We start from the raw sequence: 18,387 nt of genomic DNA on the forward strand, positions 1-18,387 counted from the left end.
TCAGCGTTGAAGCCAGGGCATCTGCCGCGCCAGCTCAGGGTTGCTTCAATCTGCGCTTGCCGGTCAGCTTGCGATAAAGCTGCCAGCCGGCGCCGAGAATGATGGGCACGATGGCGGCCACGATGCCGACCAGCACCAAGGTGTTCAGGTTTTCCTGCACCATGGGAATGTTGCCGAACAGATATCCCAGCACCACCAGCCCCACCACCCACAGCAGCGCGCCGATCACGTTGAAGAACTGGAACTTGACGAAGCTCATGGCCGAAACGCCGGCGATGAAGGGTGCGAAAGTGCGCACGATGGGGGTGAAACGCGCGATCACGATAGTCTTGCCGCCATGCTTTTCATAGAAAGCGTGGGTCTTGCGCAGCGCGTCAGGATTGAGCCAGCGGTAATTGTGCGTGTAGACGCGATGCCCGACCAGCATGCCTATCCAGTAATTGAGCGTATTGCCGCCGATGGCGGCGACCACCAGCAGGAACATCAGCACCCAGATGTTCATGGCGCCGGTGGCGCAGAAGGTGCCCGCAATGAACAGCAGCGAGTCGCCCGGCAGAAAAGGCAGCACCACCAGACCAGTTTCACAGAAGACAATCAGGAAGAGCACCATATAAATCATGGGGCCGTACTGCTGAATCAAGAACCCGAGGTATTTGTCGACGTGCAGGATCACGTCCAGAAACTGCAGATAATCCATAAACCCAATTCTTCAAAATGCTTGTACCGGCCATCTGCCCCATGCGTAAAAACGCCCCCGGATGGTCCAGCCAAAGATCATACACCATGACCCGTCCCGCCCACGCGCCCGACCGCGCGGAAATTTGCTGCAGCGCGCTAGCTGCAGCATTTGTCATACAAGTGAGACAGATTATTGCGCCGGGCTCTTCAGAATACGGCCGCGGCGACCGATAACAGAGGGCGGCACGATGAATGCAGCGGCGACGGAGAAATATTGCATGAATGAAAACAATATGAATGATGCACGCGCAAGGAAATGGGAGCAGCGCGTCGGCAATTGCTGAAGCAGGAAGCAAGAGCGCGAAGGCCGACCAGCGCATCGCCAAAATGATGTGCGGCATCTGAAAAATCGTCATATGATGAAACCGGGTGGGCCTCTTTGCAGCGGTGCCAGCAGCCGGAGCGACATCGCAAAGACGGTACCGGGCATGACGGGGGGAATCCAGCTATGCAAGAGCGCGAGCCGTTTTTTAGTGAGCACTTGAATCTTCCGCAAGATCATTCAGGGACGCAATTGAACGATCATTTGTGGAGCCGTCTCACCGCCGCCGAAAAAGATGGCGTGCTGACCGCGCTTTCGCGCTCAATGGCGATGCTGGAAATCGCACCCGACGGTACCCTGCTCGACGCCAACGACAACTTTCTCCAACTGCTGGGCTATGCGCGCAGCGAACTGGTGGGCCAGCATCACCGCATGCTGTGCGACCCTGTCTACACCCAATCGCCGGCCTACGAAGATTTCTGGCGCCGTCTGCATCAGGGCGAGACCTTGTCCGGCCCCTTGCAGCGCATGCGCGCCGACGGCTCCGAGCTATGGCTGGAAGCCAGCTGCAATCCGGTCATGGATGCCGAAGGCCGGCTGCAGAAAGTGGTGTCGATCGCCACCGACATCACCACCCACATCGACGACTCCAAGGAATCCAACAGTGTCCTGAGCGCACTCAACCGCTCACTGGGCGTGGTCGAACTGTCGGCCGACGGTCTCATCATGTCGGCCAACGGCAATTATCTGAAGACCATGGAATATCTGGCCGATGAATTGATCGGCCAACCGCACAGCATCCTGTGCGACAAGGAATACGCCGCCGGTCCCGAGTACCAGGCATTCTGGCGCGACGTCTGCAGCGGGCGCTTCTTCTCCGGGCGCTTCAAGCGCTGCTCGCGCAACGGCCGCACGATCTGGTGGGAAGCGACTTACTCGCCGGTGCTGGATGCGGCCGGCAAGCCGCTCAAGATCATCTGCATCGGCGCCGACGTCAGCTATCGCGTCACCCGCGAACAGAAGGATAGAGAACACCTGCATCTGCTGTCGCTGGGCATCAACGAAACCGACAACGCGGTCTTCATCACAGATCAGGCCAACCGCATCGTATTTCACAACAGCGGCTTCACCCGCATCCTCGGCTACAGCGCCAGCGAAGTGATCGGCAGACATCCGCGCGAACTGTTCGCCGACCAGCCGGCGATCATCAATTTCATCGAAGAATGCTACGGCGAACTGACCGCCGGCCGCAGCTTCCATGCCGAGGAACTGATCCACGATCTGAATGATCAGCCGCTGTGGATGTCGGCGGTGGTCAATCCGATTCTGGATGCCAGCGGCACGCTGATCAATGCGGTCTGCGTGATGACCAACATCACCAACACCAAGATGCATGAGGTGCTGCAGTACAAGGTGCTCAATGCGATGGTGCACGAAGCCTCGCTGGAAGAGCAGATGAGACTGCTGTGCGAAGAGGTCGAACATATTGCGCCGGAAGTGATCGCCTCCATCCTCAGCATTGATGCAAGCGGCGGCTTGCATACCTTGGCGGCTCCCAGCCTGCCGCCCGAATACAACCTGGCCCTGAGTCTGCTGCATATCGGCGCCGACAAGGGATCGTGCGGCAGCGCCGCCTTCCTGGGCGAAGCGGTCGAAGCGATTGACATCGAAACCGATCCACGCTGGGCCGATTACAAGCATCTGGCCTTGCCGCTGGGCTTGCGCGCCTGCTGGTCAACCCCGATCAAGTCGGCCGATGGCCGTGTCATCGGTACCTTCGCCTTCTATTACCGTGAGTCGCGCGGCCCCAACCCGATTCATCATCTGCTGGTGGACGCCAGCATCGGCTTGTGCGCGCTGGCGCTGGAACGCGAAGAAGCGCGTTCGCGCATCCATCAGCTGGCCTTCTACGACGCACTGACCGGCCTGCCCAATCGCAGCCTGCTGCTGGTGAAGGCCAATCAGGCCATCGCCACGGCCGCGCGCCACCAGACGCCGCTGGCGGTGCTGTTCATCGACCTTGACCGCTTCAAGCAGATCAACGACTCGCTCGGGCATCAGGCCGGCGACGAACTATTGCGCACCATTGCCACCCGTCTGCAGGTCGACGCGCGGCGTTCGGATATCGTCGGCCGGCTGTCGGGCGACGAATTCGTGATGGTGCTGGCACAGTGCGACCTGCAGCGCGTGGCCGAGGTGGTGAAGCGGATTCAGGATCAGATTTCGCAGCCCTGCCACATTGACGGGACCGCCGTCATGCCTTCGGCCAGCATCGGCGTGAGCCTGTTTCCGGCCAATGGCGAAGACATGGAAATCCTGCTGCATCGCGCCGATCTGGCGATGTATCAGGCCAAGGCAAAAAATCGTGGCCGCTTCAGTTTCTTCAGCGATGAAATGAATGCCCAGGCGCAGGAGCGCATGGCGCTGGAAAGCGCGCTGCGCGACGCCTTGCGCGGCGGCGATTTCGCGCTGCATTATCAGCCGCAGATTCATATCGAGAAAAATCGCGTGCATGGCGTGGAAGCGCTGGCGCGCTGGCATCACCCGCAACTGGGCAATGTCTCCCCGGGCCGCTTCATTCCCATCGCCGAAGAATGCGGCCTGATCGGCGAACTCGGCAAATGGGCGCTGACCGAGGCCTGTGCGCAATTGAGCGACTGGCGTCGCCGCGGCATCGAGGTGCCATCGGTCTCGGTCAACCTCTCCTCCACCAATTTCCACGATCTGGAGATCCCGCAGTTCATCGCGCATCTGCTGCAGCAATACCAGTTGATGCCTTGCGATCTGACGCTGGAAATCACCGAGACCGTGCTGATGGATACCAATCCCAGCACCAACCGCACCATCTGCGAAATCCACGACATGGGCATCGCGCTGGCAATGGATGACTTCGGCACCGGCTACTCCAGCCTGGGCTATCTGCGCAATCTGCCGGTGCAGGAACTGAAGCTGGATCAGAGCTTCGTCAAGGACATGGCGACCGACGCCACCGTCAGCGCACTCACCAATGCCGTCATCCGCATCGGCGAAAGCCTGAGCCTGACCGTGGTGGCGGAAGGCGTGGAAGATCTGGCGCAATATGAACTGTTGCGCCAGCAAGGTTGCGCCATCGCTCAAGGCTATTATTTTGCGCGGCCGATGCCGGCGGCTCAGTTGGAGATCTGGATCGGCAACTTCAATACGGAATCGATTTCACTCGATCTGTAGTGGTATCGCATGCAAATTGACGCCGAGATATCGCTCAAATTTCCGCCTGACAATTTGCTGTCACAACCCTGCGACGCCATGCAAGCAAAATTTCTCACCGGCCATAAATCGTTGTCTTTTTTTATATACATTTTAAAAATAATCTGCACAAAAACAACAGGTTATCGATAATCACGTAGTAATTTATGCAATATTCAAATCGCGAGTAAGGGTCGATGGATATACTCCGGACCTCCCTCGAAATTTGAACAGCTGTCCACGTGTGCGTAGCCATCATGTACAGCCGACGCATGCTGTTCGATTTCCAACCTCCGAACAAGAAAAATCTGCACATGAACACTTCCTCCTCAGGCTCGCGCTTCAATTTCCGACACTGGCCCGTCGGCACCAAACTGACCACCTTGACGGTGGCGCTGGTTGGCATCGTTTTCACTGCAGCGATCTTGCTGATCAGTTATTCGACGTCGCGCTTGCTGGAGCAGCGCTCGGTCACGCAGATTGCCGATGAAACCCGCAGCGTGGTCAACATGGTCGAGATGTTCGACCGCACCGTGACCAGCCAGGTGGACCGTTTCTCCGGCATGTTCGGTCAGGAGTTCAAGGGCAAGTTCAAGCTGGACGCAGCGCGCACCGTGCAGATCGGCGATCAGGCCACGCCGGTGCTGCAGGATGAAGGCACTGATCTCAACATGAATTTCAGCGTGCCGGACCGCTTCACCGCCGAGACCGGCGTGACCGCGACCATCTTCGCCAAGACCGGCGACGACTTCGTGCGCATCTCGACCTCGCTCAAGAAAGAAAACGGCGACCGCGCCATCGGCACCTTGCTCGACCGCGCCCACCCCGGTTATGCGGCATTGAAATCGGACAAGGCATACAGCGGCACGGCGATGCTGTTCGGCAAGCAGTACATGACCAAGTATGTGCCGATCAAGGATGACGGCGGCCAGATCATCGGTGCGCTGTATGTCGGCGTGGATATCTCGCCGGACATCAAGGCGCTGAAGGACAAGATCAAGGCGCTGCGCATCGGCCCGACCGGTTTCTTCTATGCGCTGAACGGCAAGGACGGCAAGGATCAGGGCGTGCTGCTGGCAGGTAGCGACATCGACGGCAAGAAGGAAGGCGACAATCTGTCCGGCATGCAGGACGCCGACGGCAAGGCTTATATCAAGGAAATGATGAGCGGCACGGAAGGTATATTGCGCTATCGCCCGACGTCCGGCGGTGGCGAAAAGATCGTGGCCTATAGCCGCTATCCCAACTGGAACTGGGTCGTGGTCGGCGAAACCTTCACCGCTGAAGTGACGCAGGAGATGCGCGCCCTGCGCAATCAATACATCATCTTCGGCGTGGTGTTCCTGGCGCTGCTGGCGGTATTGCAGACACTACTGGTGCGCAGCATGGTGACGCGTCCGCTGGATCAAGTGAAGACCGCTGCCAACAGCCTGGCAGGCGGCGACCTCACCACCCGTATTGCGGTGACGCGTGAAGATGAACTGGGCCAGTTGATGCGCGCCGTCAACGGCATCAGCGAAGGACTGGCGACGGTGGTTTCCAGCGTACGTGTCGGCACCGACCAGATCACCCATGCCGCGTCTGAAATCGCGCAGGGCAATATGGATCTGTCGACGCGTACCGAACAGCAGGCCAGCTCGCTGAACCACACCGCATCGTCGATGGATCAATTGACCTCGACCGTGAAGCAGAATGCCGGCAGCGCGCAACGCGCCAATCAACTGGCGGCATCGGCCTCTTCGGTGGCCGAACAGGCGGGCGGCGTAGTGGCGCAAGTGGTGAATACCATGGACGCGATCAGCAACTCTTCGCAAAAGATCACCGACATCATCAGCGTGATCGACGGCATCGCCTTCCAGACCAATATCCTGGCGCTCAATGCGGCGGTGGAAGCGGCACGCGCCGGCGAGCAGGGTCGCGGTTTTGCAGTGGTGGCGTCGGAAGTGCGGGCACTCGCGCAGCGCAGCGCCGCCGCCGCCAAGGAAATCAAGGAACTGATTGACGATTCGGCACAACGCGTCAGCACGGGCAGCCAGTTGGTGCAACAAGCCGGCGCCACCATGACCGACGTGGTGCAAAGCGTGCAGCGCGTGACCGACGTCATGACCGAAATCAGCGACGCCAGCCACGCCCAGAGCAGCGGCATCGAGGAAGTCAACCAGACTGTGGCGCAAATGGATGAGCACACTCAGCAAAATGCCGCGCTGGTGGAAGAAGCTGCCGCCGCTGCGCAATCGCTGCGCTCACAGGCTGAAAAGCTGACTGCGGTGGTCGCTGCCTTCAAACTGCACTAAGTCATTGGCGCTCTCTGCTAGCAGTTTACCGGCGGCCCTCCTTGAACGGACAGGCGGCCGGTGCAGTATTTGAGGTGCAGCTTCCCCGATCTGCCTTCAGCGCCTTGCGCCGAAAATGCCGCCGACGGAACGGTATAATCGCGGCATGAATGCACCGCACGCCCCCTTTCGCCCCATCCAGGCCCTGCCCGACCAGTTGATCTCCCAGATCGCGGCCGGCGAGGTGATTGAACGCCCCTCCGCCGTGGTCAAGGAATTGCTGGAAAACGCGCTGGATGCCGGCTCGACGCAGATCACCGTGCGCCTGGAACAAGGCGGCGTCAAACGTATCGCCATCACCGACAACGGCCGCGGCATTCCGCCCGATCAGTTGCCGCTGGCGCTGGCGCGTCACGCCACCTCCAAGATTGCTTCGCTCACCGATCTGGAAAACGTCAACACCCTGGGTTTTCGCGGTGAAGCGCTGGCCTCGATCGCCTCGGTCTCGCAACTGACCGTCACCACGCGCACCGCCGATGCGCCGCACGCCTGGGAAATCGTCGGCTCGCAGCACGCCACAGTGGCGCCCGCTTCCGGCGCCCAGGGCACCACCATCGATGTGCAGGATCTGTACTTCAACACGCCGGCGCGCCGCAAGTTTCTCAAATCTGAACAGACCGAATACGGCCATTGCGCCGAGGTGGTACGCCGCATTGCGCTGGCGCGTCCCGATGTGTCGTTTTCGCTGAGCCACAACGGCAAGACCGTCGATCACTGGAACATCGGCGAATTCGCCAAGCGCAGCGCGCACATCCTGGGCGACGAATTCGCCAATGCGCGCCTGATGCTGGAAGAAAGCGCCGGCGCGCTCAAGCTGCACGGCTTCGTCGGCCTGCCGACCGCCTCCAAGGCGCGCGCGGATGGCCAGTATTTTTATGTGAATGGCCGCTTCGTACGCGACAAACTATTGGTGCACGCGGTGCGCGCGGCCTATCAGGATGTGTTGCATGGCGATCGTTATCCGTCGTACGCGCTGTCGCTGGAACTGGATCCGGCGCTGGTCGACGTCAACGTGCATCCATCCAAAATTGAGGTGCGCTTCCGCGACAGCCGCAGCGTGCACCAGTTCGTGTTCCACGCCGTCAGCCGCGCACTGGCGCAGACTTCAGCCACCTCCTTCGGCGCCGCGCCGGCGCCGCAAGCCGCCGGCAACGGCCCGCTGCCGTGGATGCGCGAACAACAGCAAGCTTCATTCTCCGGGCAGTTCTCGACTGAAATGCCGCGTGCTTATCCCTCCCCCGCAGGCGGCTACGGCGGTGGTGGTGGCTACGGCGGTGGTGTTGCGCAAGACACCGGTGCCTACGGCGCGCTGTTTTCCGGCGCCAGCGCGGGCGGCAATCCGATACCGTCCATGCAGATCAATGAGCCGCGTCCGGCCTTCACCGTCGGCGGCGCCGGGCAATCGCTGCCGGCCGATGATTTCCCGCTCGGCTTCGCGCTGGCGCAATTGCACGGTATCTACGTGCTGGCGCAAAACAGCAAGGGCCTGGTGGTGGTCGATATGCACGCCGCGCATGAACGCATTCTTTACGAACAGTTGAAAACCGCGCTGGACGGTAATGAGATGTTCGTGCAGCCGCTGCTGATTCCGGTCACGTTTTACGCCGATGCGGTGGAAGTCGGCACCGCTGAAGAACATCAGGAAACATTGAGCGCGCTCGGCTTCGATATCGCCGTGATGTCGCCCACCACGCTGGCGGTGCGTGCAGTGCCGGCGCTGCTGAAAAACGCCGACGCCCAGTCGCTGGCGCGCGATGTATTGCGTGATGTACGCGAATACGGCGGATCCCGGGTGCTGGTCGAACGCCGCAACGAAATGCTCGGCACCCTGGCCTGCCACACTGCCGTGCGCGCCAACCGTGCGCTCACCCCGCCCGAAATGAACGCGCTGCTGCGCCAGATGGAAGCCACCGAACGCGCCGACCAGTGCAATCACGGACGGCCGACCTGGAGCCAGCTGGCGCTGTCGGACCTGGACAAACTTTTCCTGCGCGGCCAATAAGATGAAGGCTGCACCACTGGCGGTTGCCATCATGGGGCCGACCGCGTCCGGCAAGACGGCGGCGGCGCTGGAAATCGCCCGGCACCTTCCCTGCGAAATCATCTCGGTCGATTCGGCCCTGATCTATCGCGGCATGGACATCGGCACCGCCAAACCCAGCTTAGAAGAACTGGCCAGCGTGCCGCATCATCTGATCGACATCCTCGATCCGCTGGATGCTTACTCGGCCATGCAGTTTCGCACCGACGCGCTACGCCTGAGCCTGGAGATCATCGCGCGCGGCAAACTGCCGCTATTGGTCGGCGGCACCATGCTGTATTTCAAGGTGCTGCGCGACGGGCTGGACGAACTGCCGCAAGCCGATCCTGGGCTGCGCGCGCAGCTGGATGAAGAAGCCGCCCGCATCGGCATGCCGGCCATGCACGCCAGACTGGCAGAACTGGATCCGGTCACGGCGGCCCGCCTCAAACCCAACGATAGCCAACGCATCCAGCGCGCGCTGGAAATCAGCCTGCTGACCGGCGGCCCGATGTCGGCCCTGCTGTCGCAGAAAACTGCAGAAGAACTGCCGTTCGATCTCTTGCCACTGGCGCTGGAACCCTCCGACCGTGCCGTGCTGCACGAACGCATCGCCCTCCGCTTCGACCTCATGCTCAAAGACGATGCTCTGCTCAATGAGGTACGCAAACTGCGCGCACGCGGCGACCTGCACCCCGGTCTGCCCTCCATACGCTGCGTCGGCTACCGCCAGGCCTGGGAATATCTGGACGGAGAAATCGAATACGCGACGATGCGCGAAAAAGGCATCATTGCCACCCGACAACTGGCCAAACGCCAGCTCACCTGGCTGCGCTCGATGCCGGACCGCATCGTGATCGACTGCAATGCCCCGGATGCAACGCAGCAGGTGCTCTCCAAAGTACTGGCGACTCAGGCTGCCAAAACAGGCGGCTAAGGCGCTGCAAGCCAGAATGGGGGGAGATTGAGAAACACGGCATCACAATGCCGCCCGGCTTGCCGATTTGAAAATACCCGAGGCAAGCGATACCGCATTTACGCATCAGCATCGTCCGCATACAGAATTATCTTGACAGCCGCGTGGCTCGATCGTATAGTTGCGGGCTTGCTTTTGGTGATATAGCTCAGTTGGTTAGAGCACAGCACTCATAATGCTGGGGTCGGTGGTTCAAGTCCACCTATCACCACCAAAGACACGCTTCAGCAGCATCAGGAAGCTTAGAAACCCGCATACAGCCAAGTGCTTGTGCGGGTTTTTTGTTGCCCGCCGCTTTCTCACACCCGTTTACATTCGCTTTCTTTACATCCATACTTTTATGAATAAAAGCAATACTCAAAAATTCATAAAATCCGGGGTGAAAAAAATGATCAGATCAGAAGGCTTGCCGGCTGGTATACGAGCCAGGCAATGGGGAATAGAAAGCCATGCCGGCTTAATTGTCGTATACGCGTCAACGTCGAACACGAACAAGAATGGCTTCGACATATTGATTGGCGAATAGTAAGGCTTGATCCATATTTCGAAGCTTTTAACATTCATGTGATGATTTCATCGCATGACATGCGAATTTTTGTGTCGTGTAGCGCTCCATTCGCAATACAGAATGATGGCGTAACCCCTGCCGATTAAAACATCCGCTCAGGCCGACCATTTCAATTTGCCATCGGTCGAAGCGCTTCCCACACCGAGACGAGCGAACAAAAACCGGGGAAGCCGCTGCCCAAAGACAATCTCAGGTCTTGCCGACAGCTACCGAAAACACGCGCCCTGACTCTTCGCCAACATGGTCAGCGAACAACTCTATTGTTTTTTCTTCACCAAAAATGACGAAACCCTCTTTGCCGCCTCTCGTAGTGATTTCTCTGATTGAAAGCCAGGACCGCCGCGACTACATCTCGGAGCAACTCGATAAAAGCAGCATTCCGTTTCGCTTCTTCGATGCAGAACGACTGAAGGAATACCCTCCCGCTTATGATGCGCGCGCGCGTCTCAGCATGCATGGCAATCACATGAATCTGTCGGAAGTCGGTTGCTATGACAGCCATTACAGAATCTGGGAACAACTGGCCGCATCAGATGACGATATCTGGTGCGTGCTGGAAGATGACGTAGAACTGGCGGACAACTTCGCCGACCGACTTGCTGCCGCCATGCAGGCACCGCTGGCCTTTGGCGTCATGCGCCTGTGCGACTTCGGCGGTGACGGCTCCTGGGTGGTCGGCACGCTGCCTGACGGCAGCATACTGAAAGATCACAGAAAACAGCCGTTCGGCACTCAGGGCTATCTGATTCATCGCTCAGCCGCCGTGACTTTGCTCGAATACGCCAAGCGCATCCTTTACCCGGTTGACGACTTGCTGAACCGCAGCTGGGAACATCGCATCAAGATGATTTCCCTCTCGCCCGGGACCCTGATACACCGCAACGACCTGTTAGGCACCACGATCGGCCGCGCCCGAGCCAAACGTACGCTCTCACAGAAATTAAAACGTGAGTTCTACATGGGACGAGACAGCCTCAGCAGTCATGTTGATGCCTGGCGCAGACGCATATTGAAGCGATAAATCCGCTCTTACCTATCAATTCAGCCCGCAAGCATGCGGGGATCAATCGAAGCAAGATGCCAGATGGCATCTTGTCAAGGCAAACCCAAGCAAATACTGCTATCAGCTGTTGCAGCCAGAATTGCCGCGACACTTCCCACGCGAGCCCTTGGTCATGCAAATTCAAACCTGCCGCCCTCAGCCGAATCTAAGGATCAGGGTCTTTTTTTGCAACACCCGCCATCCCGCCGCCTGGCCGCCCCGATGATATAATCCCGCGCTTGGGCAGCCGCTCGGACGGCCGTTGTACTGATCGTCCTGCAGCGTTTCACCGCTGCCTTCCAGCCGCGTCCCACCGGCAATTCCGCTTGCATAAATTTCGACCCGGCTCCGGCAAGTCTTCTTGCGCATCGAGACCGGCCCGATTAGGCAATGATCCAAACCAGCACCCAATTGAAGCAGCGCAGCAGCGCGACTGAATGACCATGCAGAAGAAAGTATTCATCAAAACCTTCGGCTGCCAGATGAACGAGTACGACTCGGACAAGATGGCAGACGTGTTGAACGCATCCGACGGGCTGATCAAGACCGATCGGCCGGAGGATGCCGACATCATTCTGCTCAACACCTGCTCGGTGCGCGAGAAGGCGCAGGAGAAAGTGTTTTCCGATCTCGGCCGCCTGCGCGAGCTGAAGAAGAGCAATCCCGATCTGCTGATCGGCGTCGGCGGCTGTGTGGCCTCGCAGGAAGGTGAAGCCATCGTCAAGCGCGCGCCTTACGTCGATATGGTGTTCGGCCCGCAAACCCTGCATCGCTTGCCGCAGATGATCAGCGAGCGCCGCTACAGCGGCCGTCCGCAGGTCGACATCAGCTTCCCGGAAATCGAGAAGTTCGATCACATGCCGCCGGCGCGGGTGGAAGGCGCCACCGCGTATGTGTCGATCATGGAAGGCTGCAGCAAGTATTGCAGCTATTGCGTGGTGCCCTACACCCGCGGCGAAGAAGTCTCGCGCCGCTTTGAAGATGTGCTGACCGAAGTCGCCGGTCTGGCCGAACAGGGCGTGAAGGAGATCACGTTGCTGGGTCAGAACGTGAACGCGTTTCGTGGTCAGATGGCCGATGGCGAAATCGCCGACTTCGCGCTGCTGATCGAATACATCGCCGACATCCCCGGCATCGAGCGCATCCGCTTCGTCACCAGCCATCCGAAAGAATTCACGCAGCGCCTGATCGACACTTACGCCAAGGTGCCGAAACTGGTCGATCACCTGTATCTGCCGGCGCAGCATGGCTCGGACCGCATACTCGCCGCCATGAAGCGCGGCTATTCGGTGCTGGAATACAAATCGGTGATCCGGCGCCTGCGTCAGGTGCGCCCCAATATCGCGGTGTCGAGCGACTTCATCGTCGGCTTCCCGGGCGAGATTCAGGAAGACTTCGATGCGCTGATGAAACTGATCACCGACATCGGCTACGACACCAGCTTCAGCTTCGTGTTCAGCCCGCGGCCCGGCACCCCGGCCGCCAATCTGAGCGACGACACGCCGTATGAAGTCAAACTCAAGCGCCTGCAGCATCTGCAGGCCGTGGTACAGGAAAACGCCACCAAGATCAGCCTGGGCATGCTTGGCAGCATCCAGCGCATTCTGGTGGAAGGCCCGTCCAAGAAAGATCCGAACGAACTGCAAGGCCGCACGGAAAACAACCGCGTCGTCAATTTCGACGGCGGTCCGAACAGCGCGCGCCTGATCGGCCAGATGGTCGATGTATCGATAGTGCAAGCTTTCCCGTACTCGCTGCGCGGCGAGGTCGTCGTCAAACAATAATTCCGGATCACGCCCCCTTGAAAAAAATTCCTAGTCAGCCTCATTACTTCATCCCGCAGCCGCTGGACAATCGTCGTCTGGCGAATCTGTGCGGCCCGCTGGATGAAAACCTGCGGCAGATTTCCGCCGCGCTGGATGTGACGATTTTCCGACGTGGCGAAAAGTTCATCGCCACCGGCACCAATGCACAACGCGCGGTCGAAGTGCTGGAGCGCTTCTACGAAGTGGCGGATCGCGCAGTGGCGGTGGACGATATTCAGCTGGCGCTGGTGGAGCAGCGTGCGCATGCCGCCGCTGATGACGAAGCCGGACTGCCGCCCTTGCCCCGGCGCGGCAAAAAGGCCACGCCGGCCGACAAAGATGTCGATGCACAAGAGGGCAAGAACAGCACCGCCGAAGCGGCCGCAGACGACGAGCTGGGCGCGCTCGACAGCCCGGTGCTGAAAACCCGCAAGCACGATCTGCGCGGACGCACGCCGCATCAGAGCCAGTATCTGAACGCCATTCTGGAACATGACATTACCTTCGGCGTCGGCCCGGCCGGCACTGGCAAGACCTATCTGGCGGTCGCCTGCGCGGTCGATGCGCTGGAACGCGATGCCGTGCAGCGCATCGTCCTGACCCGCCCGGCAGTGGAAGCCGGCGAACGCCTGGGTTTTCTGCCGGGCGATCTGGCGCAGAAGGTCGATCCGTATCTGCGTCCGCTGTACGACGCGCTGTACGATCTGCTCGGTTTCGACCGCACGCAAAAGCTGTTCGAAAAGCAGGCCATCGAAATCGCGCCGCTGGCCTACATGCGCGGCCGCACGCTGAATCACGCCTTCATCATTCTGGATGAAGCGCAAAACACCACGCCGGAACAGATGAAGATGTTCCTCACGCGCATCGGTTTCGGCAGCAAGGCCGTCGTCACCGGCGACGCCACGCAGATCGACCTGCATCACGGTCAGAAGAGCGGCCTGGTGGATGCACTGAACGTGCTGCAAAATGTGCGCGGCATTGCCGTGTCGCGCTTCACCAGCAGCGACGTGGTGCGCCATCCGCTGGTGGCGCGCATCGTCGATGCCTACGAGGCGTCCTCGCCTACCCCTCACAGCAACAGCGCCCGCGTTGTTGCACGCCAGGCGGTGAACCAGCTCACCAAATCTGCCAAGCCAAGAAATGCCAGAAAAAGCTCCGAAAATTAAACTGACGCTGTCCGTCCAGTATCCCGACCCGCGCCTGAAAGACATCGTCACCCGCCCACTGCTGCGGCGCTGGATTCAGGCTGCCCTGTTTGCACCGGCCGAACTGACGCTGCGCTTCGTCGATGCAGAAGAGGGGCGCACGCTGAACCGCGACTATCGCGGCAAGGACTACGCGACCAATGTGCTGACCTTCGCCTACACCGAAGATGAAGAGGCCGAAGTCACGCAGGCCGACATCATCTTTTGCACCGACGTGCTGCAACGCGAAGCGGAAGAACAAAAGAAAACCCTGCTGGAGCATGCCGCGCATCTGGTGATCCACGGCGTGCTGCACGCACAGGGCTACGATCACGAAGACGAAAGCGACGCCGAAGAAATGGAGCAGATAGAAACCGAGCTGCTGGCGGGACTGGGCTTTGCCGATCCTTACAAGGAACAGTGATCGGTGAGATCTGCGGCTGAGACCATCGGTCGGCCGCGTCTCTCTCATGCAAAACTGCTGAAGCCCCGCAGGGATCATGCTTGCGGGGCTTCATGCTTCATGCCGTGCATCGCCGGCCGTCACGCCGGATTCAGATGCCCGAATCCTGCGGCGCCGGCTTCGGTATTGCGCGCTTTTCGGACTTGCCGATCTTCTCCGGGTTGCTGGTCGTCCCGGCCCTGCCCTTGCGCTTCTTCCACCAGATATAAACGCCGCTGACCGACAGCACTGCCACCATCAACCCCACCAGCGAAATAAAAATGCGATAAGGCAAGCCGAACACATGTCCCATGTGCAGCGCGCCTATCCAGTTGCTGAAGGTATTGCCGCCGACGTCGCCTGTCGGCAGCCAGTGGCCGCGCAGCTCGCCGCTGCGGGCATCGATCAGGATGCCGGTATTGCCGGTGTCCTTGCGCAGGTCGAGATTGCTGTGCACCAGATAGGCATACAGACCACGGCGGCCATCGAAGGCCAGCAGCTCTTCAAAGTCGATAACAAAACCCTGCGCCTGCGCATAAGTCTGCATCCGTTCGCGGGCCAGCGCGTGCGCCTGCGGCCACGACAGCGGCGGCGCGGCCATTGGTTTCGGCAGACGCGGTGCGCCGCGCCAGCTGTTGTCGAATTTGAATATGGCCGACATCACCGGCTCATAGACCTGCTGACGCAGATTGAACATCACGCTGGACCAGGCGAACAACAACAGCATCAGCCAGAGCCACAAACCACCGGCGCGGTGCAGGTCGAAAATGAAGCGATAGTTGCTGCTGCCGAGCTTGATCTTCCAGGCCTTGCCCCACCTGTTCAGATACGGGCGCTGCAAGGGCCAGGTGAGATAGATGCCGACGAAGCAGTCCAGAGTCCAGATCACCGAGATCACGCCCATCAGCAGCGTGCCCCAGATTCCCGGCAAGGCCAGCGAGTGATGCAGCTTGAACAGAAACGGCATCAATTGCTGCGGCCTCAGGCTGATCGCCTCACTATCGCGCGTGCCCAGTATGGCGCCGTCATAAGGGTTGACGAAGACCTGATTGAAACCGATGCGGACGGGTTTTCCCTGCGCGTCGCCGGCGGCCTGCACCCGCCACATCAGGGAACGTCCCGGCCGCGGATGCAACATCAGGCTCTCCACCCGCACGCCGGGTCCGAGTGCAGCCTGCACCCGCGTCTGCAACTCATAGGGCGAGAGAAAAGTCGCCGCAGCACCATCGGCCGGCGCCGCCAATTGCAATTGCGGCGCCAGCCAGCACTCCAGCTCATCTTCAAATGCCAGCGCGATACCGGTCAGACTGGCGATCGTCAAAAACAAGGCGATCGTCAGTCCGGTCCAGCGATGCAGCAGCACATAGGCCTGCCGCCGCGGCAGAAAAAACCGCGGCAGGCGCCCGGACCATGTCGACACTCCAGCCTTCGGTCGCATGCCCTGCTCACCAGCGATAGGTCAGCTTGGCGAGTGCGTTGCGGCGCGTGCCGTAATCGCAGGCCAGATCGCCGCAAGTCGCGTAGACCTTGTCGGTGATGTTGTTGAGCTTGAGCGCCAGCTCGATGTTGTGCAGCGATGACCAGGCGCGGCCGAGGTCGTAGCGCAGCGCCAGATCCAGCAGCGTGAAGCCCGGCACGGTCAGCGTGTTGGCGCTGTCGGCGAACGTCGGTCCGACATAGCGCACGCCGAGCGCCGTCGACAAACCTGCCAGCGCGCCCTGCTGCATCGTGTAATCCAGCCACAGCGACGCCATGTTGCGCGGCGCCCTTTGCAATTGCTTGCCGAAGGTGGCGTCGTTGGCGCTCAGGATCCTGGTGTCGGTGAAGGTATAGCTGGCGCTCAGATTGAGGCCGCCACTGAGCGAGGTTTTGCCTTCCAGCTCGATGCCGCGTGCCCGCACTTCGCCGGTCTGCACCGAGAAGGTCGGATTGGCCAGATCGGTGGTGGTGACATTGCGCCGGCGCAGATCGAATGCAGCCAGCGTGATCAGCGCGTTGAAGTTCTTCGGCTCGTACTTGATGCCGGCTTCATATTGACGTGCGGTCTCCGGCTTGAGCGGACTGCCCGATGCGGTCGAACCGGACACCGGCAGGAAGGATTCGGAGTAACTGACATACGGCGACAAGCCGTTGGCGAATGAATACACCAGTCCGCTGTTGGCCGTATTGGCACTGGCACTCGCGCTGGTGGTGGCATTGGCGGCGGCCGCCAGACGGTTTTCCACGCTCTGACGCGAGCGGTCGTGACGCACGCCCAGCAACCAGGTCCAGCCGCCGAGCTTGAGCTGATCCTGCAGATACAGACCCAACTGATTATCGGTGGTGCGGCGGTTGTAGTTATCGACCACCGCCGCCTGTGGCGTATAGACCGGGTTATACAGATTCAGCGTGAGCGGATTGGCCAGACCGGTGTAGCCGCTGAGGTTGGCGGCCGTGTGATGAAAGTCCAGGCCTCCCAGCACGGTATGGGCTATCGCGCCGGTACTGAATTTGGCCTGCGCCTGATTGTCCATCACCAGCGTTTCGGCATCGGTATGCAACACCCAGTTATTGAGCGAGACCGTGTTCAGTTGCGCGTTCGTGAAAGCGCGCACGCGCAGATTGCTGCGATTGCCGTTGAAGCTGGAATAACGCAGATTCTGGCGGAAGGTCCAGACCTCATCGAGCTGATGCGAGAACTGATAGCCGAATGAAGTCGCTTCGTACACCTCGTCGTTGTCGCGGCTCAGACCGAGCACCCGATTGCGTGCAATCTGACCGTTCGGATTGGCCGCTGCCACGCCGTAGACCGGCAAGGAATTATTGGAGAGACCTTCGGTGCGCTGATATTCGGCACGCAGCGTCAGCTCGGTGCGGGCGGATGGCCGCCAGGTGATCGCCGGGGCGAAGAACGTGCGATTGTCGACGGTGTCATCGATCTGGGTATCGCTCTTGCGGAACAGGCCCGTCAGGCGATACGACCATTCGCCGCTTTCATCCAGCGCGCCGCCGAAATCGCCTTGCACCTGCTTGCGATTGAAGCTGCCGGTCTCGACCGCCAGCTCGTGCAGCGGCGTCAGGGTAGGCGCTTTCGAGACCACATTCATCACGCCGCCCGGCTGGTTCTGACCGTACAGCACCGACGCCGGGCCACGCAATACTTCAGCACGTTCCAGACCGTAAGGTTCGGGCGAATAACGGCTGTAGTTGGCGTTGCTGGAATTGAGCAGACCATCGCGATACACGCTGCCGCCGTTGGCGATGGGAAAGCCGCGCAGCACGATCCAGGAATCGGTGGTCGCGAACGGCGTCGATGGCGCGTACACGCCAGGGCTGAAGCCGAAGGCATCGGCCAGGGTGCGCACTTGCTGCGCCTCCATCTGCTCCCGCGTCACCACCGAAATCGAAGACGGCGTTTCCGTCAGCGCCGCATCGGTCTTGGTCGCGGTGGCGCTGCGCTTGGCCACGTAGCTGTTGACCGGGCCGCGCGCGGTTTCGCCCTCCTGCGCTGCGTTCACGGTCACCGTCGGCAACTGTTCGGCGCCCTGCTGCGCCTGTTGTGCATGGACGTTGCCGGCCATCGCCAGCAACATGCAGCGGATCGACCAGCTCAGCAGACGGGGCTGCATGCGATGACTGCGACGGAGTGTCGGCGTCTGAAAACCAGGTTTGTTCATGATCGGAGCTCTCTAAGGTAGTTGAAAATATGGCCTTGCTTGAAAAAGCAGTAGCGGCTTCAGGGGAAGCCGCCACCGCCTCGAATCCGTTTTTTTGGGCAAAGCTGCGCCCTGCGCAGATACAAGCGCATCTTTC

General features: G+C 60.1%; 12 protein-coding genes and 1 tRNA gene. 9 read left to right on the plus strand and 4 right to left on the minus strand.

The window, feature by feature from the left end; genetic code table 11:
* Positions 1 to 34: 34 nt before the first annotated feature.
* Positions 35 to 697: a VTT domain-containing protein gene (locus PQR62_RS19450; RefSeq protein WP_408159657.1), complete on the minus strand. Its 663-nt coding sequence runs from the start codon at positions 695 to 697 to the stop codon at positions 35 to 37.
* Between the two features lie 489 nt (positions 698 to 1,186).
* Here PQR62_RS19450 and PQR62_RS19455 point away from each other — a divergent pair, with 489 nt between their 5' ends.
* The 6 genes from PQR62_RS19455 (at position 1,187) to PQR62_RS19480 (ending at position 11,143) form a co-directional block, all read left to right on the plus strand.
* The gene (locus tag PQR62_RS19455; RefSeq protein ID WP_408159658.1) at positions 1,187 to 4,207 is read left to right on the plus strand and encodes a sensor domain-containing protein; all 3,021 of its coding nucleotides are present in this window, start codon (positions 1,187 to 1,189) and stop codon (positions 4,205 to 4,207) included.
* Between the two features lie 332 nt (positions 4,208 to 4,539).
* A complete protein-coding gene (locus tag PQR62_RS19460; protein ID WP_408159659.1) occupies positions 4,540 to 6,519 on the plus strand; it encodes a methyl-accepting chemotaxis protein in 1,980 nt (659 codons plus the stop codon).
* A gap of 145 nt (positions 6,520 to 6,664) precedes the next feature.
* Positions 6,665 to 8,560 carry a DNA mismatch repair endonuclease MutL gene (gene mutL / locus PQR62_RS19465; protein WP_408159660.1) on the plus strand — a complete coding sequence of 632 codons (1,896 nt, stop codon included), beginning with the start codon at positions 6,665 to 6,667 and terminating at the stop codon, positions 8,558 to 8,560.
* A 1-nt stretch (position 8,561) separates the two neighbouring features.
* Positions 8,562 to 9,515: a tRNA (adenosine(37)-N6)-dimethylallyltransferase MiaA gene (miaA, locus tag PQR62_RS19470; RefSeq protein WP_408159661.1), complete on the plus strand. Its 954-nt coding sequence runs from the start codon at positions 8,562 to 8,564 to the stop codon at positions 9,513 to 9,515.
* Between the two features lie 176 nt (positions 9,516 to 9,691).
* A tRNA-Met gene (locus PQR62_RS19475) sits at positions 9,692 to 9,768 on the plus strand.
* A 550-nt stretch (positions 9,769 to 10,318) separates the two neighbouring features.
* A complete protein-coding gene (locus PQR62_RS19480; RefSeq protein WP_408159662.1) occupies positions 10,319 to 11,143 on the plus strand; it encodes a glycosyltransferase family 25 protein in 825 nt (274 codons plus the stop codon).
* 177 nt (positions 11,144 to 11,320) lie between these two features.
* On the opposite strand, the gene PQR62_RS19485 is transcribed toward PQR62_RS19480, so the two are convergent.
* On the minus strand, positions 11,321 to 11,533 hold the full coding sequence (locus tag PQR62_RS19485) for a hypothetical protein (protein WP_408159663.1): 213 nt from the start codon (positions 11,531 to 11,533) through the stop codon (positions 11,321 to 11,323).
* A 74-nt stretch (positions 11,534 to 11,607) separates the two neighbouring features.
* On the opposite strand from PQR62_RS19485, the gene miaB reads away from it, so the two are divergent.
* From miaB to ybeY, 3 genes are read left to right on the plus strand one after another with little or no spacing between them, the layout of a single operon-like run.
* Positions 11,608 to 12,948 (plus strand): tRNA (N6-isopentenyl adenosine(37)-C2)-methylthiotransferase MiaB, encoded by a 1,341-nt coding sequence (gene miaB, locus PQR62_RS19490; RefSeq protein WP_408159664.1) that lies wholly within the window; start codon positions 11,608 to 11,610, stop codon positions 12,946 to 12,948.
* Between the two features lie 17 nt (positions 12,949 to 12,965).
* Entirely contained in the window at positions 12,966 to 14,135 is a 1,170-nt protein-coding gene (locus PQR62_RS19495) for a PhoH family protein (RefSeq protein ID WP_408159665.1), read from the plus strand.
* Positions 14,110 to 14,577 carry an rRNA maturation RNase YbeY gene (gene ybeY, locus PQR62_RS19500; RefSeq protein WP_408159666.1) on the plus strand — a complete coding sequence of 156 codons (468 nt, stop codon included), beginning with the start codon at positions 14,110 to 14,112 and terminating at the stop codon, positions 14,575 to 14,577. The genes PQR62_RS19495 and ybeY overlap by 26 nt, the downstream gene beginning before the upstream one ends.
* 130 nt (positions 14,578 to 14,707) lie before the next feature.
* Here ybeY and PQR62_RS19505 read toward each other — a convergent pair whose 3' ends face one another.
* Together PQR62_RS19505 and PQR62_RS19510 are read right to left on the minus strand one after the other, a co-directional pair.
* Positions 14,708 to 16,015 carry a PepSY-associated TM helix domain-containing protein gene (locus PQR62_RS19505; protein ID WP_408159667.1) on the minus strand — a complete coding sequence of 436 codons (1,308 nt, stop codon included), beginning with the start codon at positions 16,013 to 16,015 and terminating at the stop codon, positions 14,708 to 14,710.
* 25 nt (positions 16,016 to 16,040) lie between these two features.
* Entirely contained in the window at positions 16,041 to 18,203 is a 2,163-nt protein-coding gene (locus tag PQR62_RS19510; RefSeq protein WP_408159668.1) for a TonB-dependent siderophore receptor, read from the minus strand.
* Between the last annotated feature and the right edge of the window lie 184 nt (positions 18,204 to 18,387).

The organism is Herbaspirillum lusitanum, assembly GCF_046025995.1.
Lineage (GTDB): Bacteria > Pseudomonadota > Gammaproteobacteria > Burkholderiales > Burkholderiaceae_D > Herbaspirillum > Herbaspirillum lusitanum_A.